Raw genomic sequence first — 24,315 nt, 5'->3', positions numbered from 1 at the left:
ATCCCAGCAGAATGGTCGGACATTCTGCTGGAGGCATCCCTTGAAAGCCCTCGACGAACTGACCTTCGACAACCGCTTCGCCCGCCTCGGCGATGCGTTCTCCACCACCGTATTGCCTGAACCGATTGCCGAGCCCCGCTTGGTGGTGGCAAGCGATGCTGCCCTGGCATTACTGGATCTGGCCCCTGAACAGGCGCAAACGCCCCTGTTCGCGGAGGTGTTCAGCGGTCACAAACTGTGGGAGGAAGCCGATGCGCGAGCGATGGTGTATTCCGGTCATCAGTTCGGTTCGTACAACCCGCGCCTGGGTGATGGTCGCGGGCTGTTGCTGGGCGAGGTGTATAACGATGCCGGCGAGCATTGGGACTTGCACCTCAAGGGCGCCGGGCAGACGCCTTACTCACGCATGGGGGATGGCCGCGCCGTGCTGCGCTCCTCGATTCGCGAGTTCCTGGCGTCCGAGGCGCTGCACGCGCTGGGCATTCCCAGCAGCCGTGCGGCCTGCGTGATTGGCTCGTCGACCCCGGTCTGGCGTGAAACCCAGGAACGCGCCGCCATGGTGCTGCGCCTGGCGAAAAGTCATGTGCGCTTTGGCAGTTTTGAATATTTTTTCTACACCAAACAGCCCGAAGAGCTGAAAGCGCTGGCCGATCACGTGCTGGCGCTGCACTACCCCCACGCCCTCGAACAGCCGGAACCGCATCTGGCGATGTTCACTGAAATCGTCGAACGCAATGCCGAGCTGATCGCCAAATGGCAGGCTTACGGTTTTTGCCACGGGGTGATGAACACCGACAACATGTCGATTCTGGGCATCACCTTCGACTTCGGGCCGTTCGCGTTTCTGGACGATTTCGATCAGGCGTTCATCTGCAATCACTCGGATCACGAAGGGCGTTATTCCTTCAGCAATCAGGTGCCCATTGCCCAGTGGAACCTCAGCGCGCTGGCGCAGGCCTTGACGCCGTTCATCAAGGTGGAAGCGTTGCGCGAAGCGATCGGCCTGTTCTTGCCGTTGTATCAGGCCCATTACCTGGACCTGATGCGTCGCCGGCTCGGCCTGACCACCGCCGAAGATGAGGACAGCGAGATCGTGAGCCGCCTGCTGCAATTGATGCAGAACAGCGGCGTGGATTACACCCTGTTCTTCCGCCGATTGGGCGATGACGCACCCGAAGTAGCGGTACGCCGACTGCGCGATGATTTCGTCGACATGGCCGGTTTCGATGCCTGGGCCGAGGTCTACCTTGCTAGGGTCGCCCGTGAAGACGCGGGCACCCAGGCAGACCGTCAAGCGCGCATGCACGCGGTCAACCCGCTTTATATCCTGCGCAACTACCTCGCCCAACGCGCCATCGAAGCCGCCGAAAAAGGCGACTACGACGAAGTCCGCCGATTGCATCAGGTCTTGAACAGCCCGTTCGAGGAGCAGCCGGGCATGGAGAGCTATGCCCAGCGGCCACCGGATTGGGGCAAGCATCTGGAGATCAGTTGTTCGTCTTGAGCACTTGGTTAGCAGGTCAGGGTAGGCCAGCGGTGGACCGGGAAGATGCAGCGTTGACCTTGCTCATGGCGCCAGCGATGCCAGCCGACTCAACGGTGGCTGGTGCGTGGTCGAACTTCTTACGTCTGAACATGAGTTCCATCATTTCGAATAGGGTCATGAATTTGGGTTCTTTCTGTTGGAGAGGACTTTTCTCGTCTCTCATGTCGGCTAGCGCCTTTGCCTCATAATCGTCCGGGTATTCGACCTGCTCTATAAGCGGTAAAGATCGGTAATGAGCTGCAATCTCTGCGTAGAAGTTGGGCGTTTTACCCCCGTTGGTCGCCGACTCTATATTTTTGTCACGAAACAGCGCCTCTCTCCAGCGGCTCTCCATACCGCTGATAGCATACGATGCAGCACGCCGCTCGTTCACGGTATAGGAGCCACTCTCATCGTAAACAATTAAATTCAATTGCTCCCTTGAAAGACCTCCGAAGGGGTTTTTAACACTTTGATCTTGCTGAGCGCGCCGCACGACATACTCGGTGGCCAAACTTGCTCTATCCAGCAAATCAGGATCATCGGTCTTGGGCACATACGCGTTGTGCACGTTCTGCTGCGCATGATAGGCATCACCGCCTATTTGATTCAGTAATCTACTCGCCTCCGCAGCAAGCTCGCGCCGATCAAAACGAGCATCCCTGATCTGCGCCCGCGCAGCACTTTCTCCAAGTTGCCGCGCCAGTGTAGATATCTTTAATTCACTTGAATCGCCTGCCACCTCTGTAGCTGGTTGCTTAAGCAGACCGGTGGCAGGCTTTGCTTTATCCACACTACTGTTCACCACAGATGTGCTGGAACTTAAATAATGAACATTGCTGATCATAGGCGAATCTCCTACTGCAAGTGGAAGCAGCCTGAATAGCCTCCCCTCATGAAAACACCTCATGCTGACAAGCCATCCAGCCTGGGATCAGTGACTATCGCATCGTGAACTCAACGGCCCACGCGTGCGTAGCCGGGTTGGTCGATGTAACTCTCACGTCGCAACGGGCCCCACCACTGGCGTCGGCACTTTTATTCCACTTTGGCGCAACGCCACGGCCTGGAAGCTTCAAATAGCTGGTTTTAAATTTGCAGACTTTACCGCCAGACTTGTACTGAAATACCACTGTCGTTACATCGGGCGACAATGAGCCTGTAACCTTGTAATTGTCCGATTCTCCAGCCTTTACTTCTCCCTTGGGCTTTGGCTGGGCCTCTGAGTAACTGTATGCACTGCTACCTGTTACGTCATAAATGGCATCGCTAGCGCCATTATTCTTGAACACCACTTGCACCTCCGGCCCGGCCTGTGCCACGCCGACAGTAATCAATGCAGATACAACCGTAATACCTACTGCGCAATTTTTAATTTTCATTAGATAAGTCTTTTTCTTATTTATAGTTAATACACGCACACTCAACGGCGCACGCATTCGATAGATGTGTTTTAAAAACCAGATTAGATCCAACAGTCACTGACCAATAAATCCCTAAGATTCATGAACGCCAATTCATGAAAAAAAGGCTATCGACAGCGAGTAATACGCGCAACTACCCGAACGAGCGGAACGTTCGGGTAGTTAATGCGGAAAATAAAGCGCAGGTTTTAACGCAGCAGCCAATCAAGTCCCATCGCCACATGTTCCTGGGTGCTGTCGACCAGGGGCAATGGACTGTCTACGCCTTCAAGCAGCAGGCCGATTTCGGTGCAGCCGAGAATGGCCACTTCGGCGCCGTCGTCGCGCAGTGTTTCGAGCACGCCCAGGTAGAAGCGGCGAGCCTGTTGATGAAACTCACCCCGGCACAGCTCGGCGAAGATGATGCGGTCGATTTCGGTCATGGCAGCGCGGGTCGGCAGCAGCGTTTCGATGCCGAAGCGTTCTGCCAGACGGCGGGCGTAGAAGTCCTCCTGCATGGTGAAGCGCGTGCCCAGCAGTGCCGCTGTCGACACGTTGCGCTGGCGCAGGGCCTGGCCGACCGCATCACCGATATGCAAGAGCGGGATGCTGACGGCGGCTTCGATGGCGCTTGCCACTTTGTGCATGGTGTTGGTGGCCAGCAACAGGGCGCTGGCACCGGCCTGTTCCAGACCGCGCGCGGCGTCGGCCAGTTGTGCGCCGGCCTGCGCCCAATCGCCGGCCTTCTGCAACGCGGCGATCCCGGCAAAGTCCACCGAGTGCAAAAGAATGGGTGCCGAATGCAGCCCACCCCGGCGGTCACGCACGCCCTCATTGAGCCACTTGTAGTACGTGGCCGTGGATTCCCAGCTCATCCCGCCTAACACGCCCAGGGTTTGCATGCCGTTTCCCTCCCATCCGTCGTGACTGCAGGCTAGGCGGATCTGACCATGCCGGCCACATACAGACGTCGAACAACCGGCCGGTACAGTCCGCCATGCGGTTGATAATTGCCGGCGACGCCACCACGTTAGTGGGCATTACCCCTTTGAGGCGCCTGCCATGTCTGAATCCCTGATGATCCCTTGCCCGCACTGCAACGGGCTGAACCGGATTCCCGCCGATCGCCTCGGCGACCAACCCAAATGTGGTCGATGCAAGCAACAGGTGTTGCTGGGCAAGCCGTTCAATCTGACCGAGGGCGATTACGCCAGCCAGATCAAGGGCGACCTGCCGCTGTTGGTGGATGTGTGGGCCGAGTGGTGCGGACCGTGCAAGTCATTCGCGCCGACCTTCGAGCAGGCCGCCGCCCAGCTCTCGGGGCGCTGCAGACTGGCCAAACTGGACAGCGAGGCCAATCAGCAGCTGTCAGCGCAACTGGGCATTCGTTCGATCCCGAGTCTGATTCTGTTCAAGAACGGCCGTGAAGTGGCACGACAAAGCGGGGCACTGCCGCTGCAACAACTGACTGCCTGGTTGAGCAGCCAAGGGATCTGAGTGCCGCCCGGAAACACGGCGAAACCTGATTGAAGTGCGTTGCCGCTGGCCGTCGTAGGACGGGTCTGAAAACGCCGTTTGGCGCGCAGGGTCGCGCGTTTAGCGCCTACGATGTGCTCTTCGCAGAGCATCTTGGAGTGGGCAGCGATGACGTTTGTAGTCAGGGAAGGCGATTCAACGAGCACCGGCGGCTTTGTGTTGAAAGCATCGGGCCGTCAGCTGTGTGATGAGCGCCGGCTGGCGCGCATGGGGGATCCGGTGTGGTGCGCGGTCTGCCAGCGCGTGGGCTTCATTGCCCAGGGCAATCCCACCTATATCGATGACTTCATGGCGGTGGCGACCCACGGGCAAACGGTTCGCTGTGATTGTCCCGCCGATGAACACCGGCTGATCGCCAGTCAGGTCGAGGTCACGGCCGACATGGATGCATCAATCGCCATTCCGGCAGACCAAGCCAAGGCCGCACAGAAAGCGGCCAGAAAGTTGAACGCCGCTATCAGCGACGGCTCGCTCAGGCTGCAACGCCCGTGACGCTCGAACCGACCTGAACCTCAGCCAGCGTTGTTTTCCAGGTACTGATGCAGCTCCATGAACTGCTGCGTCAGTTTGTGCCGCAGATCAAGGTGGATCAGCGGCATGTTGGCCTGGTGCGACTCACGCATCTTGACTGAGCTGTTGAGGTAAACGGGCAGGACCGGCAGCCCTTCGGCGATCAGTTCGTCCAGCATCTGCTGCGGCAGGCTGGCACGGGGCTGGAACTGGTTGACGATAATCCCCTCCACGATCAGCGCCTCGTTGTGGTCCTCTTTCAACTCCTCAATTTCCTTGAGCAGGCCATACAGCGCCTGACGGGAGAAGCTGTCGCAGTCAAACGGGATCAGCACCCGGTCCGCCGCAATCAACGCCGACACCGCGTAGAAATTCAGCGCGGGCGGCGTGTCGATGTAGATCCGTTCGTAATCCTCATCCAGCTCGTCGAGCAATTTGCGCAGCTTGTTGATCTTGTGCTTGGCCTCAAGCTTGGGCTGCAGATCAGCCAGCTCGGGGGTAGCGGTCACCACATGCAGATTGTCGAAGGGCGTTTCGTAGATATCGACCTGGTTTTTCCTGGCGACCGGTCCGGACGACAGGGTTTGCTTGAAGAAATCGGCGATGCCCATGGGAATATTGTCGCCGGTGAGGCCGGTCAGGTACTGGGTCGAATTGGCCTGCGCATCAAGATCGATCAACAACGTCCGATACCCTTCATAGGCACTGACCGCCGCAAGGTTGCAGGCGATGCTGGATTTTCCAACGCCGCCCTTTTGATTGAACACCACGCGCCGCATGAAACGACCTCCTTGTTGCTGTGTGCTGTGAAGGCCGGCGAGCGGCCCGATGAATGGCTTCGAGTCTATGCAATACGGATGACGGCCGCGAGTTTTAGGGAAATTTCTGACAACCGGACTTGCGCGCTTAATGCGTCAATGAACCACAACAGGGCCCCACATGAAGCGTCACGCCTTGCAGTAGTACAGAGTTTTGTAAACCCGGGATGTGTAACTGCGTTTGCCACTGCGCAGCTCGACCGGGATAATGCGCGCCACTCGGTGATAGCGCCGCGCCATGGCTGGTGTCACTTCGGCTCACTGCCGAAGTTGGAAGTGCCCACATGGGCGGGAAGATAATTCGTGATCAGTTTCAACATTGCACAATGGCGTGCCTGGGCCCCGGGCCTGACTTGCGTAGACGATTGGCAGCGCTGGAGCCAGCACCCGACCCAGGTCGAGAGCGGCGACCAGATGCCCGACGTCTCGTTTCTGCCCGCCATTCATCGGCGCCGACTGGGTCGCCTGGCCCGAATGGCGTTCAGCGTAGGCTGGCCGCTGGCGCAAGGGCAGCAGCAACTGCCGCTGGTGTTTGTGTCCCGTCACGGCGAAACACCGCGCACCTTCGAGATCCTCAGCGATCTGGCGGCCAACCAACCGTTATCGCCCACGCAATTCAGCCTCTCGGTGCATAACGCCGTCATCGGCCTGTGGTCGATCCTGCGCGGCGAAACCAGTGAAATGACCGCGCTGGCCTGCGCCGGTGATGGCCTCGAACACGGCGTCATCGAAGCGGTGGCCATGCTCGCCGAAGGTGCGCCTGCCGTGCTGCTGGTGGTGGCGGAGGAAACCCCTCCCGCCGCCTACGCCCCCTGGGTAGACGACGTGCCGTTTGCGTACGCGCTCGGGTTGCTGCTGACCCCAGGGGATCAGTGGCAGCTGTCACTCAGCGCCCACGCCCCCCAGCCATCAGACGCCATGCGCGATAAATGGCCGCACCCGCTCAACCTTTTACGCGCGCTGTCGACACAGCAGAGCGCCTTGCAACATCCCTGGAAGAGTCGGCTATGGAACTGGCAACGCAACCATTGAGCAAATACCGCGGCACCTATTACTGGCGCCTGCTGGCCACTGCTGCAAGTTTTGCTCTGTTCGGGCTGGGCGGCCTGTGCCTGCGCGTGCTGGTTTTTCCCCTGCTCTCCTGCTTGCCCGGCGATGCGCAGCGCCATCAACAGCGTGCTCGCCATACCATCAGCCGGCTGTTCTGGCTGTTCATTCGTTTCATGGCCCGCGCCGGCGTGCTGACCTATGACGTGCAAGGCGCTGAGCGTCTCGGGCGTCCCGGCCAGATGATCATCGCCAACCACCCGTCCCTGATCGACGTGGTGTTTCTCATCGGCCTGGTGCGTGACGCCAACTGCGTGGTCAAGCAAAGCCTGTGGCAGAACGCGTTTACCCGCGGCCCTGTCCGCTCGACCGGCTATATCAGCAACGACGGCAGCCTGGACATGCTCGACACCGCGGCTCAGGCGCTGCGAGACGGCCAGACCCTGATCATCTTCCCCGAAGGCACACGCACCCAGCCCGGCCAGCCGCCAGCGTTTCATCGCGGTGGCGCGGCCATTGCGTTGCGCGGGGCGAAGGTGATTACCCCGGTGACCATCCACGTGTCGCCCACCACCCTGACCAAGGCAGAGCCCTGGTATCGCATTCCGTTACGTCGGGTTCATTTCCAGCTGCGCGTGGGGGCTGACATCGACCCCCACGCCTTTTCGGCAATAGGCCCGGCGCCTGTGGCATCGCGCAAGCTCAACGACTTTCTGCATCACTACTACATCAAGGAGCTCGCCACAGATGAGCGATCTGCATCAGGACATTAAGCAGTTGATCATCGACGCCTTGGGCCTCGAAGACATCAGCACCCACGACATCGGCAACGACCAGACACTGTTTGGCGAAGGCCTGGGCCTGGACTCGGTGGACGCACTGGAACTGGGTCTGGCCATCCAGAAACGCTACGGCATCAGGATCGATGCCGACGCCAAAGACACACGCAACCACTTCACCAGCGTGGACACCCTTGCGGCGTTCGTCAGCGCTCGCCAAGCGGCTTGAGGACAGAACATGCAAACCCGTGAAGACATCTTCGAAACCCTGCGCACCGCGCTGGTTGAGTTGTTCGAACTTGAACCTGAACGAGTCACGCTCCACGCCAACCTGTATCAGGATTTGGAGATTGACAGCATCGACGCGGTCGACCTCATCGACCACATCAAACGCAAGACCGGCAAGAAAATCGCCGCTGAGGAGTTCAAGGCCGTGCGCACCGTCAACGACGTGGTCGAGGCGGTTTATCGTCTGGTCAACACCGCCGCATGAATCGCCTGGTCGGCCTGATCCTGGTGTTGGCGGGGGTGCTCTATCCCTTCGCCGTGTACTTCGGCATGGGGCATTTCTCCCCCTGGCAGTTCGCACTGTTGCTGGGCACCTTGTGGGCGGCGCGGGCACTGACCGGTGAGCGACGTTCCGGCAGCCTGGGCATGGCGCTGGTCGCCATCGGCTTTTGTCTGGTGCTGGCGATTGTCGACAGCCCTGTGCTGCTGCGCTGGTACCCGGTGCTGATCAGCGGCTTCATGCTGAGCCTGTTCGGCCTGAGCCTCTTGCACGGCATGCCGCTGGTGGAACGCCTGGCGCGCCTCACTGACCCGGTCTTGCCCGACCGCGCGATCCCGTACACACGCCGGGTGACAGAGGTGTGGTGCGGTTTTTTTCTGCTTAACGGGATGATTGCCGCCGGGTTGACGCTCTGGGCGCCGCTGTCCTGGTGGGCGTTGTACACAGGCCTCATCGCCTACGGCTTGATGGGGATGCTGTTCGCCGGCGAATGGCTGCTTCGTCAACGAGTACGAGGACGCCCATGAGCTGGATAGACCTTGAGCACCTGCTGCTCGAAGCACACCACGAACGTGCGGTGACTCACCTGCCCGCCGTGGATCACGCACAGTTTCGCCTGACCGTCCTGGGCATTGCCGGCGGCCTGATCGAGCGCAAGGTCAAACGCATCGCCGTTCACCTGGAAGATGCCGGCGAGTTGGCCGTGGCCCTCTTCGGCGCATGGCGTGCAGGCGTCGAAGTCCTGTTGCCCGCCGATCTGCAGGCGCCCACCCGCGAGCGGTGGTCCGGCCAGGTTGACCTGTGGCTGACCGACCGCCCCGATGACGTGTCGCTCGATACGCTACTGGCCGAGCCGCTGTTGCCCGCCGCGCTGAATCTGGATCAGTGCGTGCTGAGCCTGTGCACGTCTGGCTCCAGCGGCGAGCCCAAGCTCATTGAAAAGCGTCTGCGGCAGCTGGCCAATGAGGTTGGCAGCCTGGAGCGTCTGTGGGGTGCCGACCTGGGGAACGCGTGCATGATCGGCAGCGTCGCCACCCAGCACATTTATGGCCTGCTGTTCCGCGTCCTGTGGCCGCTGTGCGCCGGGCGCAGTTTCGTGCGCAAGCAGTTGCCGTTCCCTGAGGACTTGCAGCGGGTCAGCCACGAACACGCCACGTTCGCGTGGGTCGCGAGCCCGGCCTTGCTCAAGCGCATGGGCGACAACCTCGACTGGCCCGGCCTGCGGGCGGTGCGCCGGGTGTTTTCGTCCGGCGGCGCGCTGCCGTTCGAGGCCGCCGAGCGCCTGCATGCCCGGCTGGACCAATGGCCGACCGAGATCCTTGGCAGCTCCGAGACCGGCGGCATCGCCTGGCGTCGAGGCGACCGACTGTGGCGCGCGTTCGAAGGCGTGCAACTGAGCCAGGACAGCGACGGCGCGCTGCGTGTCGAATCGCCGTACCTGCCGGTGGATCATGTGGAACAGACCGCCGATGCCGCACGGTTCACCCCGGACGGCCGCTTTGAATTGCTCGGCCGTCTCGACCGCATTGTGAAGCTGGAAGAGAAACGGGTTTCGCTGCCGCTGCTCGAGCACGCGCTGGTGCAGCATGAGTGGGTCAGCGAGGCGCGGCTGGGCGTTGTCCTGGAAAACCGCGCGTCACTGGGCGCCCTTGTCGTGCTCAGCCAGCGCGGCGTACAGGCACTGCGCAATCAAGGGCGGCGCACGCTGACCCAAACCCTGCGCCAGCACCTCGCCCCTCATTGCGAAGCCCTGGCCCTGCCGCGTCGCTGGCGTCTGCTGAGCCAGCTGCCGGTCAACCCACAGGGCAAGCTGCCCCAGGCGCAGATCGATGCGCTGCTCATGACGCCGCGCGTGCAGGAGCCCGAACTGGTCGCACAGCGCCAGGTCGAGGACGAATTGCGTCTGGATTTGGTCGTGCCGCTGGATCTGGCGCACTTCAGCGGCCATTTCCCGACCACGCCCATTCTGCCCGGCGTGGTGCAAGTCGACTGGGCGATCAACCTGGCGCAACGGCTGCTGCCGGTGCCACCCAGGTTCGCCGGCATGGAAGTGCTCAAATTCCAGCAACTGGTACGCCCCGGTGACCACATCACCCTGACCCTGCGCTTTGATCCCGAGCGCGGAAAACTGTACTTCGCCTACCACAGCGGCGACCTGCCCTGCTCCAGTGGACGGATCTTGCTGGAGGCGGCTTATGCTTAACGTGAACCCGCGCGGCAGCGCTGGACCTGCAACCCATTCCGGTGGGAGCGGACCTGTCCGCGAAGGGGCCGGTGCAGTCGCCAGATATTCATCGTGTGACCCAATGTCTTCGCGGACAGGTCCGCTCCCACGGGGATTGCATTTGTATGCATAACCCCTGCGCCATCATCCCGGTGTACAACCACGAACTGGCCGTGCCCGCCGTCGTGCAGGAGCTGCTGGACGCGGGCCTGCCGTGCGTGCTGGTCGACGACGCCAGCAGCCCGGCCTGCGCGGTCGTCTTGAAAGCCCTGGCCGAACGGGACAGCGTGTTTCTCGTCGTGCTGCCCGCCAACCAGGGCAAAGGCGGCGCAGTCATGGCCGGGCTGCGTGAAGCGGCCCGCCTGGGTTTCAGCCATGCCCTGCAGGTCGATGCAGACGGCCAGCACAATCTGAACGACATCGCCCTGTTTCTCGACCAGTCGCGCTCGCACCCGCAGTCGCTGATCTGTGGTTACCCGCAATACGACGCCAGCGTGCCAAAAGGCCGCTTATACGCGCGTTACCTGACCCACGTCTGGGTCTGGATCAACAGCCTGTCGCTGCAAATCCCCGATTCGATGTGCGGCTTTCGCGTCTATCCGCTCACGCCGGTGCTGCACCTGATCAACACCGTGAACCTGGGCAAACGCATGGATTTCGATCCGGAAATCCTCGTGCGTCTATCGTGGCGCAACCAGCCCATGCGCTGGCTGCCGACCAAGGTCCATTACCCGAAAGACGGGCTGTCGCACTTTCGCCTGTTCCACGACAACGCCCTGATTTCGAAAATGCACACCAAGCTGTTCTTCGGCATGTTGGGCCGCTTCCCGCTGATTCTGTGGCGGCGGTGGTTACCATGAGCGAGACCGAACAGCATTGGGCTGCACACAAAGAACGCGGCAGTTTCGTGCTGATGAAATACACCGCCCTGGCCGTCAAACTGCTGGGCCGACGCGTGCTGAGCCCGGTGCTGCACGGCATCGTGCTGTACTTTTTCCTGTTCGGTCGCAGCGCCCGGCAAAGCGCCTGGCAATACCAGCAACGGCTGGCAGACTGGGCCGAGCGCCCGGATCTGCGGCCAACCCGCTGGCGGGTGTTCAAGCAGTTCATGGCGTTCGCCGACGCGCTGCTGGACAAGCTCGACGTGTGGAACGGCAAGCTCGGTATCGAGCACATCGACATCGTCGACCCCGCAGGCTTGCGCAGCCAGTTACGCGGCGAGCGCGGGCAAATGCTGGTGGGCGCGCATCTGGGTAACCTGGAAGTGTGTCGCGCGCTGGCAGAACTGGGCGAAAAAGTGACCATGAATGTGTTGGTCCACACCAAGCACGCCGAGGGCTTCAATCGTCTGTTGGGCGAAGCCGGTGCGACCAACCTGCGCCTGATTCAGGTCAGCGAACTGGACCCGGCCATCATGCTGCAACTGAGTCAGCGGCTGGATCGCGGCGAGTGGCTGGCGATTGCCGGCGACCGCGTCCCGTTGCGCGGCGCACGCAATGCCCGGGTCGATTTCCTCGGGCATCCGGCGGCGTTTCCCCAAGGCCCGTGGCTGCTGGCCGGCCTGCTGAAATGCCCGATCAACCTGATTTTCTGCCTCAAGGGCGCCAGCGGCTACCGGGTGATTCTCGAGCCGTTCGCCGACGCCATCCACTGGCGCCGAAGTGATCGCACAGAGGTGATCGCCCAATGGACCCAGCGCTACGCCGACCGTCTCGCGCACTACTGCCTGCAAGCACCCAGGCAGTGGTTCAACTTCTACCCGTTCTGGACATCCGATGACGAACCCCGCACCTGACCCGATCATCTTCGGCGAACGCCCCTTGAGCATTGAGGACGTGCTGGCCCTGTCCAATCGCCAGCGCCCCACGGCGCTGCAGCAGGACGACGACTACCGTGAGCGGATCGCCAAAGGGGCGCGGTTCCTGGATTCGTTGCTGGACAAGGAAGGCGTGATCTACGGCGTGACCACCGGCTACGGCGATTCCTGCGTGGTGGCCGTGCCGTTGCAGCACGTCGAAGCGCTGCCGCGTCATCTCTATACCTTCCACGGCTGCGGGCTGGGCAAACTGCTGGACGCCCAGGCCACGCGCGCGGTGCTGGCGGCGCGCCTGCGTTCGTTGTGCCACGGCGTGTCCGGCGTGCGCTTCGAGTTGCTGGTGCGGCTGCAGGCGTTTCTCGATCACGACATCCTGCCGCTGATCCCCGAAGAAGGCTCGGTGGGTGCCAGCGGCGATCTGACGCCGCTGTCTTACGTGGCCGCGACCCTGTCCGGCGAGCGCGAAGTGATGTTCGACGGCGAGCGGCGTCAGTCCGCCGATGTGCATCGGCAATTGGGCTGGGAGCCGCTGGTGCTGCGCCCGAAAGAAGCGCTGGCGCTGATGAACGGCACCGCGGTGATGACCGGCCTGGCCTGTCTCGCGTTCGCCCGCGCCCAGTATCTGCTGCAACTGGCGACACGCATCACGGCGCTGAACGTGGTGGCGCTGCAGGGCAACCCGGAGCATTTCGACGAGCGCCTGTTCGCCGCCAAGCCGCATCCGGGGCAGATGCAAGTCGCCGCGTGGCTGCGCGAGGATCTGGCGATCAACGCGCCGACTGCGCCGCTGCATCGCCTGCAGGACCGCTATTCCCTGCGCTGTGCGCCCCATGTGCTGGGCGTGCTCGCGGACAGCCTGAACTGGCTGCGCAGCTTCATCGAAATCGAGCTCAACAGCGCCAACGACAACCCGATCATCGACGCCGAGGCCGAGCGCGTATTGCACGGTGGCCATTTCTACGGTGGGCACATCGCCTTTGCCATGGACAGCCTGAAGAACCTGGTGGCTAACGTCGCCGACCTGCTGGACCGTCAACTCGCCCTGCTGGTGGACGAACGCTATAACCACGGTTTGCCGGGCAATCTGTCCGGGGCACCGGCTGATCGGGCGATGATCAACCATGGTTTCAAGGCGGTGCAGATCGGCACCAGCGCCTGGACCGCCGAGGCCTTGAAAAACACCATGCCAGCCAGTGTCTTTTCGCGCTCCACCGAATGCCACAACCAGGACAAGGTCAGCATGGGCACCATCGCCGCCCGCGACGCCATCCGCGTGCTGGAGCTGACTGAGCAAGTTGCCGCTGCCACGCTGATTGCCGCCAATCAGGGTGTGTGGCTGCGCAGCCGCGTGACCGACGCACGGCCATTGCCGCCGGTGCTGGCCGCCATGCACGAACAGCTGCGCGAGGACTTCCCGCCCGTGATCGAAGACCGCGCGCTGGAAGGCGAGCTGCGCCTGTGCCTGAAACGCATCGCCGACCAACACTGGAGGCTGCATGCGTAGCAAAGGCGTGATCCATGCCGACAGCGAAGTGCTGGTGCCCTTCTTCGACGTTGATTCGCTGAACATCGTCTGGCACGGCCACTACGTGAAATACCTCGAAGTGGCGCGCTGTGCGTTGCTGGACAAACTCGGTCATGACTACAACCAGATGCGCGACTCCGGCTACGCGTGGCCGGTGATAGATCTTCAACTGCGCTACGTGCGCGGCGCGGTGTTCGGCCAGCGCCTGAACGTGCGCGCCAGCCTCGTGGAATGGGAAAACCGCTTGAAAATCGATTACCTGATCACCGACCTCACAACCGGCGAGCGCATGACCCGCGCCAGCACCACCCAGGTTGCGGTAAGCATCGCCAGCCGGGAAATGCAGCTGGCATCGCCCAAGGTCTTCGTCGATCTCGTTCAAAAGGCCCTGTCATGAGCGCGCTGCGTCACACCTTCCTGGCCCTGCTGCTGGTTGCTCTTGCACCGCTGGCCCAGGCGTTTGATCTGGCCCGGTTAAGCGAGCAACTGGCCAAACCTACGGTGATCCACGGCGGCTTCGTTCAGGAAAAACACCTGCGCGCCCTGCCCCAGCCGCTGACCAGCAAGGGCAATTTCGTACTGGCCAAAGATCATGGCTTGCTGTGGCTGCTCGACAGCCCGATCAAGCAGGATTACCGCATCACCGCCGCCGGTATCGCCCGTCGTGACAACGACGCGCACGGCGGCTGGCAAATGGTCCCGAACAAGAGCGCCGGGGCCGAGCAAAACCGTCTGTTTATCGCCGTTCTGCAAGGCGACAGCAGCGGGCTGCAGCGGGACTTCGAGCTGCAACTGAGCGGTGACGCCCAGGCCTGGAAGCTGACACTGGTGCCACGCTCGCTGCTGCTCAAGCAGGTCTTCACCCAGATCAACATCGACGGCGGTGCCTTGGTGCAACGCATCGAACTGCTGGAGACCCAGGGTGACAGCACCCTGTTGAAGATGGTCGACAGCAGCGCCGCCCAACCGCTGACCGATGCGGAGCGCGCAGACTTTGCCGAGTGAACGCCTGCTGCCGCGCCTGTTCCTGATCATCCTGCTGGCGGTGCTGGCCGTGGCCGGCTGGCAATGGCGCGACGGCGCGCCCTTGTCGGCCAACCTCATGGATCTGGTGCCCGGCAACAGCCCGGATGCTCTTGAGTTGCGCGCCGAGCAGCGCATGCAGGCACCGCTGAACCGGGAAATGCTGGTGCTGGTGGGCCACGCCGACCGGGAAAAAGCGCTGCTGCTGGCGAAACAATTGAGCGATCAATGGCAAGCCACCGGGCTGTTCGAGAAGGTGCAGTGGAACTTACAGGCCGATCTGCCGGCGCTCCGCGAGCAACTGCTGCGCGGCCGTCTGTCGATGCTGGCAGCGAAGGATCGCCAGCAGTTGATTGGCGATCCCAAGGCGTTCATCCAGCAGCGGATCAAAAGCCTGTTCGACCCGTTCGGCGGTTTCAGTCTGGTGCCAAGCCAGGACGACTGGCTGGGGCTGACCGGCCGCATCCAGAACAGCCAGCCGGCGCGCGGGTCGGTGCAACTGGACATCGGCAGCGGCGCGCTGATCGCCCAGGCCGACGGCAAAAGCTGGGTGCTGCTGCGTGCGCGGACCCAGGCCGATGCCTTCGACATGCGCCTGCCGATCAAGGTCGCCGACCTGCTCGACAGCGCCCGCGTCGACGCCGGCAAGATCGACGCTCAGTTGCTGGCGGCCAGCGGCTTGCTGTACGCCGCCAACGGCCAACAACAGGCCGCGCGGGAAATCACCTGGGTCGGCGGCGGCGCCACGCTGGGCATTCTGGCATTGCTGCTGTTGGCGTTCCGGCGCTGGCGAGTGTTGCTGGCCTTTCTGCCGGTCATGGTCGGCATGCTGTTTGGCGCCGTCATGTGCGTGGCGCTGTTTGGCAACATGCACGTGATGACCCTGGTGCTGGGGTCCAGCCTGATCGGCGTCGCGGTGGATTACCCCCTGCACTACCTGTCGAAAAGCTGGAGCCTGAACCCTTGGCGCAGCTGGCCAGCGCTGCGCATGACCCTGCCCGGCCTGACGCTGAGTCTGGCCACCAGTTGCATCGGTTATCTGGCGCTGGCCTGGACGCCATTTCCGGCCCTGACCCAGATTGCCGTGTTCTCGGCCGCCGGGTTGCTCGGCGCGTATCTCACCGCCGTTTGCCTGCTGCCGGCGCTGCTCAAGGGCGTCGAGTTGCGTCCCGCGCAGTGGCCGCTGCGCATGGCCGAGCGACTGCTGGGCTGGCGTGAAGCGCTGCTGCGCAAGATCCCTACGCCTGCCCTGCTGGCGCTGCTGATGATCTTTTGCGCCGCCGGCTTGTGGCAGCTCACGACCAAAAACGACATTCGGCAGTGGATCGCTGCACCCCCGTCGCTCACCGATCAGGCGCGCGCGGTCGCTCGCATCACCGGCTACCAGCCCACCAGCCAGTTCTTTCTGGTGCGCGGCAAGGATCAGCAACAGTTACTTGAGCGCCAGGCCGCGCTCAGTCAGCGTCTCGATCAGTGGGTGAATCTCGGCCAGCTGCAAGGCTATCTGTCGCTCAATCAACTGGTGGCGACGACAACCGATCAAATAAAGACCCGGGATGCACTCGCGGCATTGCCCGCACTCTGGGCGCCGCTGACAACGCTCGGCGTGCCGGTCCAGGCGCTGAACGCCGAACTCGACACGCTGCGCGCCCTTCCCGTTCAGGACATCGACAGCGCGCTGTCAGGTCCCTTGGCCGAACCCTGGCGCACACTCTGGCTGGGTAAGACCGACGACGGCGTCGCCGGCATTGTCAGCTTGCAGGGCTTGAATGACGCCACGCTGCTGCGCGCTGAAGCCCAAGGGCTGGAAGGCGTACAGCTGGTGGATCGATTGGGCGACCTGAATGCCGTGTTCGCCGACACCCAAATCAGCGCTGCGGAATTGAAGCTGCTGTCGTGCCTGTTGATCGTGGCGATGCTGATCGTCCCGTTCGGGCTTGGCGGCGCGCTGCGGGTCATTGCGCTGCCCTTGCTGGCGGCGTTGTGCAGCCTGGCGAGCCTGGGCTGGCTCGGGCAACCCCTGACGCTGTTCAGCGTGTTCGGCCTGCTGCTGGTCACGGCGATCAGCGTTGATTACGCCATCCTCATGCGCGAGCAGATCGGCGGGGCGGCCGTCAGCCTGCTCGGCACGCTGCTGGCCGCCGCAACCACCTGGTTATCGTTCGGGCTGCTGGCCGTTTCCAGCACCCCGGCCGTCAGCAACTTCGGGCTGTCGGTCAGCCTGGGGTTGGCCTTCAGTTTCATTCTCGCCCCGTGGGCAGGTCGTCATTGCAATGCGCAAACATCGCCACTCACGCACAAGGACACCCCGTGCCACTAGCTGAAATGGAAATTCGCCAGGTCGTCGTGATCGGTGCCGGCCCTGCCGGCGCCATCGCTGCGGCGCTGCTCAAACGTCAAGGCCACGATGTACTGGTGATCGAGCGCCAGCTGTTTCCCCGGTTCTCCATCGGCGAAAGCCTGCTGTCGCACTGCCTGGATTTCGTCGAAGAAGCCGGGATGCTGGACGCGGTTCACGCAGCGGGGTTTCAGCTGAAAAATGGCGCAGCCTTCGCGTGGGGCGAGCGGTACAGCGCGTTCGATTTTGGCGACACCTTCAGCGGCGGTAAACCCACCACGTTCCAGGTGCAGCGTGCGCAGTTCGACAAAGTGCTGGCGGACGATGCCGAGCGCCAGGGCGTGGAAATCCGTTATCAGGAAGAAATCACGGCGGTGGATTTCGACGCGCCGCAGCCTGTTTTGCAGGTGCGCAGACTCGACGGCAGCGACTACCGCATCCAGGCAGGCTTTGTGCTGGACGCCAGTGGCTACGGCCGCGTGCTGCCACGCTTGCTGGACCTTGAAGCGCCTTCCGGTTTCCCGATTCGCCAGGCCGTGTTCACCCACGTTGAGGACCGCATCGACGATGAAAGCTTCGACCGCGACAAGATTCTGGTCACCATTCATCCTGATATGCGCGACGTCTGGTTCTGGTCGATCCCGTTCAGCAACGGCCGCACGTCCGTCGGCGTGGTGGCCTCTGCCGAACGTTTCAACGCGCAACCGAAGGACCTGGACGCCTGCCTGCAGGCCTTCATCGAGCAAACCCCGAGCCTGAAACGGGTCCTGAAAAACGCCGTCTGGGACACCCCGGCGCGCACGCTCGGCGGCTATTCGGCCAACGTCAAAACTCTGCACGGCAAGGGCTTTGCGCTGCTGGGCAACGCAGCAGAGTTCCTAGACCCGGTGTTCTCCTCGGGCGTGACCATCGCCATGCGCTCGGCCAGCATGGCGGCCGGGCTCTTGCACCGCCAGCTCACGGGCGAAACCGTCGACTGGGACACCGAGTTCGCGATCCCCCTCAAACGCGGCGTCGACACCTTTCGGGCCTACGTCGAGAGCTGGTACGACGGCAGTTTCCAGGACGTGATTTTCTACCCCGGCAGCACGCCGGACATCCGCCGCATGATCAGCTCAATCCTCGCCGGTTACGCCTGGGATGAGCGCAACCCGTTCGTGGCCGAGCCCAAGCGACGCCTGCGGATGCTGGCCGAAATCTGCGCGAGCCCCGCCTCATGAGTGAGCCCTTTTTCAGCGACAGCTACGTGGAGGAAACTCGACTGGGGTTCCTGTTCCTGCGCAGCCACACCTGGCAGCACCATGTCCTGCGGGTGGCTGTCGACGATTTGCGCGAGCTGTTTACCGATCCATTGCCAGACCGGCCGGTGGTGCTGGACGCCGGCTGCGGCCAGGGCAAGTCGTTTCAATACCTGCGCAATGCCTTCGCACCGAGCCGCTTGCTGGGCGTCGACGCCGACCCTCACAGCCTCAGGCTCAGCGGCGAAGAAGCCCAACGGCTGGACATGGATGTGGAGCTGATCGGCAGCGACTGCGCGGCCCTCACGGTAGCGGACGCCAGCGTGGACATGGTCTTCTGCCATCAGACCTTTCACCATCTGGTGGAGCAGGAAAAAGCCCTGGCCGAGTTCCACCGGGTGCTCAAGCCCGGCGGTTATCTGCTGTTTGCCGAATCCACCGAGGCCTACATCGATACCTGGGTAATCCGCTGGTTGTTCCGTCATCCGATGCACGTGCAGAAAAGCGCCGCGCAATACCTTGAGATGCTGCGCAGCCAGGGTTTTGCGTTCGGGGCGCAGAATGTGTCCTACCCCTACCTGTGGTGGAGCCGCGCCCAGGACTTCGGGTTGCTGGAGCGCTTGAAACTGAGAAAGCCGCGACTCTTTGGGCAACGCGAAGAAACCCTGATCAACGTCGTGGCGCGCAAACCGCTTCACGCCCCCGCCGAAGGTAACGCCCCATGATTCGTTTTCTGCTGATGGCCTGTTTGCTGCTGTTGAGCGCGTGCGCCAGCCAGCCACCGCTGCCGCCGCAAACCCCGCACATCAAGCTGCCGCAGCAACTGCATATTCAGCGCGAACAGGCCGGGCAGCGGCAGGACTGGTTGCTGGTGGTGCAGAAGGAGCACCACGATGTGCGCTGGTCGTTGATGGACCCGCTGGGCATCCCGCTGGCCCGGCAGAAGCTGGCGCATCAGACGTGGAAAGCCGACGGTCTGCTGCCGCCCAACCCTGAAGCCCGGGAGTTGTTCGCCGCGCTGCTGTTTGCGCTCACCACCGAGCAACAGGTGCCCTTCGATTATCCCGGCGTCCAGCTGCGTCCGAACGGGCGCAGTCTTGAGGACCGCTGGACGGTGGACTACGCCAGCGAGGGGTTTTTCCGGATCACGCTGAAGAATGGCCTGAAGTACACCGTCAGCCCGCTTGAAGGCAAGGCGACAAAATGACCGCCTACCTCAACGCCCTCGGGCTGGTCTGCTCCCTGGGCAATGACCGGGCGAGCGTGACGCGTGCGCTGTTGGCGGGCGACACCTCGGGCATGGTCAGCGAAAGCGGCTGGGTGCCGGAGCGCAGCCTGCCGGTGGCTGCGGTGAGGATGACGCTGCCCGAAGTGCCCCGTGCACTGGCTCAGCAGCGCAGCCGCAATAACCAGCTGCTGCTGGCCGCCGAACGGCAGATCGACGACGACATTCAACGCGCCATCGAGCGCTACGGACGCGATCGCATTGGCGTGATCCTCGGCACCAGTACTTCGGGCATCGACGAAGCCAGTCGCGGCATCGCCGCTTACCTGCGCGATGACCGGTTCCCCGGCGATTACGACTACCAGCAGCAGGAGCTCAGCGCGCCGGCCAATTTCCTCTCCGCACTGCTGGACCTCAGCGGCCCGTCTTATGTGATATCCACCGCCTGCACCTCCAGCGCGCGGGCGCTGCTCAGTGCCCGACGATTGCTGGACATGGGCCTGTGCGATGCGGTGCTGTGTGGCGGCGTGGACAGCCTGTGCAAACTGACCCTCAACGGGTTCATGTCGCTGGAAGCGGTCTCGGCGCAGCGCTGCAACCCGTTTTCCGTCAACCGCAATGGCATCAACATCGGCGAAGCCGCCGTGCTGTTTTTAATGACTCGCGAAGCGTGCGACGAACACGCTATCGCCCTGCTCGGCGCCGGCGCCAGTTCAGACGCGCATCACATCTCCGCGCCAGAGCCGACGGGGCGCGGTGCCCGGCAAGCCATGCAGCAGGCGCTGGACAACGCGCAATTGCTGCCTGCCGACATCGGCTATCTGAACCTGCACGGCACCGCCACGCTGCACAACGACGCCATGGAAAGTCTGGCGGTGCAGGGCCTGTTTCCGGATGGCGTGCCCTGCTCGTCCACCAAACCCATGAGCGGTCATACGCTGGGCGCGGCCGGCGCGCTTGAGGCCGCTTTCTGCTGGCTTGCGCTGTCATCGGAAAATACCGGGCACACGTTGCCACCTCACGTGTGGGACGGCCACGCCGATACAAACCTGCCGGCCCTGAACTGGACGCGCCTCGGCACCCGTCTGCGGGAAGAACGACCGCGTCGAATGATGAGCAACTCCTTCGCCTTTGGTGGCAATAACGTCAGCCTGATTATCGGAGACGGCCCATGACCGACACCTTGCACGCACCATGGCCGCCCGCCGACTTGATGCCCCATGCCGGCGACATGCTGCTCATCGACGAGGTGCTCGACTTCGGAGATGAGCACGTTCGCACTCGCGTTCAAGTGCGCCCCGGCGGACTGTTCAATTGCGCAGACGGCAGTCTGCCCGCGTGGGTCGGTATCGAGCTGATGGCGCAAAGCGTCGCGGCCTACGCCGGCTGTCAGGCGCGCCTGAAAAACGAATCCGTGGAGCTGGGCTTTTTGCTCGGCACCCGCAAGTACGAGTGCAATGTCGCGCACTTCCCGGCCGGCAGCGAACTGATCATCCACGCCCGACGCTCGTTGCAGGACGACAACGGCATGGGTGTTTTCGAATGTGAACTGACCGGCCCCGGCATCACCGTCGTGGCCCGCCTGAACGTGTACCGCCCGCCGCAATCGGCACAGTACCTGGCCGAAGGAACCCAACATGACTGACTCAATTCTGGTCACCGGCTCTAGCCGTGGCATCGGCCGCGCCATCGCCCTGCGTCTGGCCCGCGCCGGCTTCGACCTGGTGCTGCATTGCCGCAACGGCAGGGCCGAGGCCGAAGCGGTCCAGGCCGAGGTTCAGGCGCTGGGACAGCAAGCCCGCGTGTTGCAATTCGACGTGGCCGACCGCGCTGCCTGCAAAGCTATTCTCGAAGCGGACGTGGACACCCACGGTGCCTATTACGGCGTGGTGTGCAACGCAGGGTTGGCCCGGGACGGCGCGTTTCCGGCGCTGACCGATGACGACTGGGACATCGTCATGCGTACCAACCTCGACGGTTTCTACAACGTGTTGCACCCGGTGATGATGCCGATGATTCGTCGTCGCGCGGCGGGGCGCATCGTCTGCATCACCTCGGTGTCGGGGATGATCGGCAACCGTGGCCAGGTCAATTACAGCGCGTCCAAGGCGGGTGTGATCGGCGCGGCCAAGGCGTTGGCGATTGAACTGGGCAAACGCAAGATCACCGTCAACTGCGTGGCGCCCGGCCTGATCGACACCGCGATGCTGGATGAAAACGTGCCGGTTGAAGAGCTGATGAAGATGATCCCCGCACAGCGCATGGGCACCCCCGAAGAAGTCGCCGGCGCGGTGAATTTCCTGATGTCGGCGGAAGCGTCGTACATCACCCGCCAGGTCCTGGCGGTCAACGGAGGCCTGTGCTGATGAAGCGCGTTGTCGTCACCGGCATGGCCGGCATCACCTCGTTGGGCAGCGACTGGGCCAGTATCGAGGCCCAGTTCAACGCCAACCGCAGCGGCATCCGGCGCATGGACGAGTGGGACCGCTTCACCGAGTTGAACACTCGGCTGGCCGGACCTATCGATGACTTTGCCGTGCCGTCGCACTGGACCCGCAAGCAACTGCGCAGCATGGGTCGGGTGTCTCGCCTGGCCGTGGGCGCTGCTGAGCAGGCGCTGTCGGACGCCGGGTTGCTGAACGATCCGATCATCCGCGACGGGCGCATGGGCGTGGCCTGTGGTTCATCCACCGGCAGCACCGACGAGATCAAAGCCTTCGGCAACATGCTGCTCAATTCGGTGGCGGAAGGGCTGAACGCCAATTCCTACGTGCGCATGATGCCGCACACCACCGCAGCCAATATCAGCATCTTCTTCAACCTGACCGGGCGCCTGATCCCGACGTCCAGCGCCTGCACCAGCGGCAGCCAGGGCGTGGGTTACGCCTATGAAGCGATCAAGTTCGGGCGCCTGCCGTTGATGCTGGCGGGCGGCGCCGAGGAACTGTGCCCGACCGAAGCGATGGTGTTTGACGCGCTGTACGCCACCAGCCTGAAGAACGACGCGCCGCAGACCAGCCCGCGCCCGTACGACAGCGGCCGCGACGGTCTGGTCATCGGCGAAGGCGGCGGCATGCTGGTGCTCGAAGAGCTGGAACACGCACTGGCCCGTGGCGCGCGGATTCATGCGGAGATCGTCGGCTTCGGCAGCAACGCCGATGGCGTGCACACCACCCGACCCGAGCAGGTGACCATGCGCCGGGCCATGGAACTGGCGCTGGAGGACGCAAGCCTTGCGCCGGAAGCCATCGGCTACGTCAACGGCCACGGCACCGCGACCGAGCAGGGTGACATCGCCGAAACCCTCGCCACCCACAGCCTGTTTGGCGCGCGCATGCCCATCAGTTCGCAGAAAAGCTTCCTGGGTCACACCCTCGGCGCCTGCGGTGCGCTGGAGTCGTGGTTCTGCATCGAAATGATGAACCGCGACCGCTACATCCACACCCTGAACCTGGACGAGGTCGACCCCCGCTGTGGCGAACTGGATTACCTGCGCGGCGAACCGCGACGCATGAGCCATGAGTTCGTGATGAACAACAACTTCGCCTTCGGCGGCGTGAACACCTCCCTGATCTTCCGCCGCTGGGCGTGACTTTTTCTGTTCCGGTGCGCCGCTCTGGTGGGGCATCGACTTATCGCCACCATCCTTCTCAAGGAGAGAAAGCATGACCGTAAAATCCTGGGCCGCTGCGGCTGCTGTTGTTCTGAGCGTGTTGCCCGCTGTCAGTCAGGCCCGCGATACCGCGCTGTACCTGCCGTTCGACAAAGTCATCGCTGACATGACCGCCGCGAAGAAGCTGGACGGGACCGTGAAGTTTTACCTGGCGGGCGTTCAACCCAAAGGCAACGTGAGCGTGGTTTTACCGGGCGTGGTCACCAACAAAAAGACCAACGCCTTCAACAAGTCCGATAACGATGCCTGTGAATGGGTGCTGCAGTCAGCGATCTTGCAGATGAACGAAGCGGCGAAAAACGCGGGCGCCAATGCCGTGACTAACATTGTGAGTTTCTACAAGAAAAACGAGCGCAAGGACCCAGCCACCTATGAATGCCATGCGGGCGCGATCATGGCCGGTGTTGCACTCAAGGGTGATCTGAGCAAGGTGCAGTAAGGCTTAGCCGGTTTTTGTAGGCGCCAGCTTGTTGGCGAAGCGGCCAGTGCGGTGTCAGCCGGAACGCTTCGCGAACAAGTTCGCTCCTACGCCTGCGGCAGAGGCGGATCTTGAAAGGCGCCTGCGACAGAAGCGGATCGGCGTGCGATCGGGCCTTTGGTTCTGGCGGCAGCCGTGGGTGCTTTTGACTCTGGCCGAAGGCCGTGGGAGCTGACTTGTCTGCGATCTGCTGCGCAGCGGCAGCAAAACCTGCGTACGCGTTCTTTCAGGACGACTGGAGTATTAGGGTTTACGACCGGTCCCCGGCCGATCGCTGGCAAGCCAAGCTCCCACGCCCTCCGGGCAGAAGCGGATCTCGAAAGGCGCCTGCGGCAGAAGCGGATCGGCGCGCGATCGTGCTTTGGTTCTGGCGGCAGGCCGTGGGTGCTTTTGACTCTGGCCGAAGGCCGTGGGAGCTGGCTTGTCCTGCGATCTGCTGCGCAGCGGCAGCAAAACCTGCGTACGCGTTCTTTCAGGACGACTGGAGTGTCAGGTTTTACGACCGGTCCCCGGCCGATCGCTGGCAAGCCAAGCTCCCACGCCCTCCGGGCAGAAGCGGTCGGCGCGCGATCGGGCTTTTGACTCTGGCCGAAGGCCGTGGGAGCTGACTTGTCTGCGATCTGCTGCGCAGCGGCAGCAAAACCTGCGT

Annotated in this window: 27 protein-coding genes; 23 read left to right on the top strand and 4 right to left on the bottom strand. The window is 62.7% G+C overall.

The features are described from left to right. Positions 1-40 precede the first annotated feature (40 nt). Complete coding sequence (gene selO / locus ABQX22_RS10830) at positions 41-1,504, top strand: protein adenylyltransferase SelO (RefSeq protein ID WP_349799282.1); 1,464 nt, start codon at positions 41-43, stop codon at positions 1,502-1,504. Between the two features lie 16 nt (positions 1,505-1,520). Here selO and ABQX22_RS10825 read toward each other — a convergent pair whose 3' ends face one another. The 3 genes from ABQX22_RS10825 to ABQX22_RS10815 all read right to left on the bottom strand — a co-directional run bounded on the left by ABQX22_RS10825 (position 1,521) and on the right by ABQX22_RS10815 (position 3,830). Next, a complete protein-coding gene (locus ABQX22_RS10825; protein ID WP_349799280.1) occupies positions 1,521-2,372 on the bottom strand; it encodes a hypothetical protein in 852 nt (283 codons plus the stop codon). Positions 2,373-2,466: 94 nt separating this feature from the next. After that, positions 2,467-2,907, bottom strand: coding sequence for a hypothetical protein (locus tag ABQX22_RS10820; RefSeq protein ID WP_349799278.1), 441 nt, complete (start codon positions 2,905-2,907; stop codon positions 2,467-2,469). Positions 2,908-3,137: 230 nt separating this feature from the next. After that, positions 3,138-3,830 (bottom strand): aspartate/glutamate racemase family protein, encoded by a 693-nt coding sequence (locus ABQX22_RS10815; protein ID WP_349799276.1) that lies wholly within the window; start codon positions 3,828-3,830, stop codon positions 3,138-3,140. Positions 3,831-3,990: 160 nt separating this feature from the next. Between ABQX22_RS10815 and trxC the strand changes: the two genes are divergently transcribed. Together trxC and ABQX22_RS10805 are read left to right on the top strand one after the other, a co-directional pair. After that, entirely contained in the window at positions 3,991-4,425 is a 435-nt protein-coding gene (gene trxC / locus ABQX22_RS10810) for a thioredoxin TrxC (protein ID WP_349799274.1), read from the top strand. 147 nt (positions 4,426-4,572) lie between these two features. Further along, positions 4,573-4,956 carry a PAAR domain-containing protein gene (locus ABQX22_RS10805; protein ID WP_349799272.1) on the top strand — a complete coding sequence of 128 codons (384 nt, stop codon included), beginning with the start codon at positions 4,573-4,575 and terminating at the stop codon, positions 4,954-4,956. A 20-nt stretch (positions 4,957-4,976) separates the two neighbouring features. Here ABQX22_RS10805 and ABQX22_RS10800 read toward each other — a convergent pair whose 3' ends face one another. Further along, on the bottom strand, positions 4,977-5,753 hold the full coding sequence (locus tag ABQX22_RS10800) for a ParA family protein (RefSeq protein WP_349799270.1): 777 nt from the start codon (positions 5,751-5,753) through the stop codon (positions 4,977-4,979). Positions 5,754-6,095: 342 nt separating this feature from the next. Between ABQX22_RS10800 and ABQX22_RS10795 the strand changes: the two genes are divergently transcribed. From ABQX22_RS10795 to ABQX22_RS10700, 20 genes are all read left to right on the top strand, one after another. Next, a complete protein-coding gene (locus ABQX22_RS10795) occupies positions 6,096-6,824 on the top strand; it encodes a beta-ketoacyl synthase chain length factor (protein ID WP_349799268.1) in 729 nt (242 codons plus the stop codon). After that, positions 6,800-7,612, top strand: a complete 813-nt coding sequence (locus tag ABQX22_RS10790) for a lysophospholipid acyltransferase family protein (protein WP_349799266.1) — start codon at positions 6,800-6,802, stop codon at positions 7,610-7,612. The genes ABQX22_RS10795 and ABQX22_RS10790 overlap by 25 nt, the downstream gene beginning before the upstream one ends. After that, the gene (locus tag ABQX22_RS10785) at positions 7,587-7,847 is read left to right on the top strand and encodes a phosphopantetheine-binding protein (RefSeq protein WP_349799264.1); all 261 of its coding nucleotides are present in this window, start codon (positions 7,587-7,589) and stop codon (positions 7,845-7,847) included. The genes ABQX22_RS10790 and ABQX22_RS10785 overlap by 26 nt, the downstream gene beginning before the upstream one ends. 9 nt (positions 7,848-7,856) lie before the next feature. Continuing rightward, positions 7,857-8,111 carry an acyl carrier protein gene (locus ABQX22_RS10780; protein WP_349799262.1) on the top strand — a complete coding sequence of 85 codons (255 nt, stop codon included), beginning with the start codon at positions 7,857-7,859 and terminating at the stop codon, positions 8,109-8,111. Next, positions 8,108-8,653 carry a hypothetical protein gene (locus ABQX22_RS10775; RefSeq protein ID WP_349799260.1) on the top strand — a complete coding sequence of 182 codons (546 nt, stop codon included), beginning with the start codon at positions 8,108-8,110 and terminating at the stop codon, positions 8,651-8,653. Before ABQX22_RS10780 ends, ABQX22_RS10775 begins: the two co-directional genes overlap by 4 nt. Beyond that, complete coding sequence (locus ABQX22_RS10770; RefSeq protein ID WP_349799258.1) at positions 8,650-10,329, top strand: ApeI family dehydratase; 1,680 nt, start codon at positions 8,650-8,652, stop codon at positions 10,327-10,329. Before ABQX22_RS10775 ends, ABQX22_RS10770 begins: the two co-directional genes overlap by 4 nt. A 146-nt stretch (positions 10,330-10,475) precedes the next feature. Beyond that, entirely contained in the window at positions 10,476-11,210 is a 735-nt protein-coding gene (locus tag ABQX22_RS10765; protein ID WP_349799256.1) for a glycosyltransferase family 2 protein, read from the top strand. Then, on the top strand, positions 11,207-12,145 hold the full coding sequence (locus ABQX22_RS10760; protein ID WP_349799255.1) for an LpxL/LpxP family acyltransferase: 939 nt from the start codon (positions 11,207-11,209) through the stop codon (positions 12,143-12,145). Before ABQX22_RS10765 ends, ABQX22_RS10760 begins: the two co-directional genes overlap by 4 nt. Continuing rightward, positions 12,126-13,670: an HAL/PAL/TAL family ammonia-lyase gene (locus tag ABQX22_RS10755; RefSeq protein ID WP_349799253.1), complete on the top strand. Its 1,545-nt coding sequence runs from the start codon at positions 12,126-12,128 to the stop codon at positions 13,668-13,670. Before ABQX22_RS10760 ends, ABQX22_RS10755 begins: the two co-directional genes overlap by 20 nt. Next, positions 13,663-14,088, top strand: a complete 426-nt coding sequence (locus tag ABQX22_RS10750) for an acyl-CoA thioesterase (RefSeq protein WP_349799251.1) — start codon at positions 13,663-13,665, stop codon at positions 14,086-14,088. The genes ABQX22_RS10755 and ABQX22_RS10750 overlap by 8 nt, the downstream gene beginning before the upstream one ends. Continuing rightward, positions 14,085-14,696 carry an outer membrane lipoprotein carrier protein LolA gene (locus tag ABQX22_RS10745; RefSeq protein WP_349799249.1) on the top strand — a complete coding sequence of 204 codons (612 nt, stop codon included), beginning with the start codon at positions 14,085-14,087 and terminating at the stop codon, positions 14,694-14,696. The genes ABQX22_RS10750 and ABQX22_RS10745 overlap by 4 nt, the downstream gene beginning before the upstream one ends. Further along, a complete protein-coding gene (locus ABQX22_RS10740; protein WP_349799247.1) occupies positions 14,686-17,034 on the top strand; it encodes an MMPL family transporter in 2,349 nt (782 codons plus the stop codon). Before ABQX22_RS10745 ends, ABQX22_RS10740 begins: the two co-directional genes overlap by 11 nt. Then, a complete protein-coding gene (locus ABQX22_RS10735) occupies positions 17,025-18,272 on the top strand; it encodes an NAD(P)/FAD-dependent oxidoreductase (RefSeq protein WP_349799245.1) in 1,248 nt (415 codons plus the stop codon). The genes ABQX22_RS10740 and ABQX22_RS10735 overlap by 10 nt, the downstream gene beginning before the upstream one ends. Beyond that, on the top strand, positions 18,269-19,015 hold the full coding sequence (locus ABQX22_RS10730) for a class I SAM-dependent methyltransferase (RefSeq protein WP_349799243.1): 747 nt from the start codon (positions 18,269-18,271) through the stop codon (positions 19,013-19,015). The genes ABQX22_RS10735 and ABQX22_RS10730 overlap by 4 nt, the downstream gene beginning before the upstream one ends. Further along, entirely contained in the window at positions 19,012-19,497 is a 486-nt protein-coding gene (locus tag ABQX22_RS10725; protein WP_349799241.1) for a DUF3261 domain-containing protein, read from the top strand. Before ABQX22_RS10730 ends, ABQX22_RS10725 begins: the two co-directional genes overlap by 4 nt. After that, positions 19,494-20,690, top strand: a complete 1,197-nt coding sequence (locus ABQX22_RS10720; RefSeq protein WP_349799239.1) for a beta-ketoacyl-[acyl-carrier-protein] synthase family protein — start codon at positions 19,494-19,496, stop codon at positions 20,688-20,690. Before ABQX22_RS10725 ends, ABQX22_RS10720 begins: the two co-directional genes overlap by 4 nt. Then, positions 20,687-21,160, top strand: coding sequence for a hotdog family protein (locus tag ABQX22_RS10715; RefSeq protein ID WP_349799238.1), 474 nt, complete (start codon positions 20,687-20,689; stop codon positions 21,158-21,160). The genes ABQX22_RS10720 and ABQX22_RS10715 overlap by 4 nt, the downstream gene beginning before the upstream one ends. Further along, entirely contained in the window at positions 21,153-21,881 is a 729-nt protein-coding gene (fabG, locus tag ABQX22_RS10710; protein WP_349799236.1) for a 3-oxoacyl-ACP reductase FabG, read from the top strand. Before ABQX22_RS10715 ends, fabG begins: the two co-directional genes overlap by 8 nt. After that, positions 21,881-23,107 carry a beta-ketoacyl-ACP synthase gene (locus tag ABQX22_RS10705; RefSeq protein WP_349799234.1) on the top strand — a complete coding sequence of 409 codons (1,227 nt, stop codon included), beginning with the start codon at positions 21,881-21,883 and terminating at the stop codon, positions 23,105-23,107. The genes fabG and ABQX22_RS10705 overlap by 1 nt, the downstream gene beginning before the upstream one ends. Before the next feature lie 73 nt (positions 23,108-23,180). Next, a complete protein-coding gene (locus tag ABQX22_RS10700) occupies positions 23,181-23,627 on the top strand; it encodes an excinuclease (protein WP_349799232.1) in 447 nt (148 codons plus the stop codon). The last annotated feature ends 688 nt before the right edge of the window (positions 23,628-24,315 follow it).

This window comes from Xanthomonas sp. WHRI 1810A (assembly GCF_040202885.1).
In the GTDB taxonomy this organism is placed as follows: domain Bacteria; phylum Pseudomonadota; class Gammaproteobacteria; order Pseudomonadales; family Pseudomonadaceae; genus Aquipseudomonas.
Note: the sequence above shows the minus strand (reverse complement) of the source record. Positions and strands in the feature narration are given on the sequence as shown.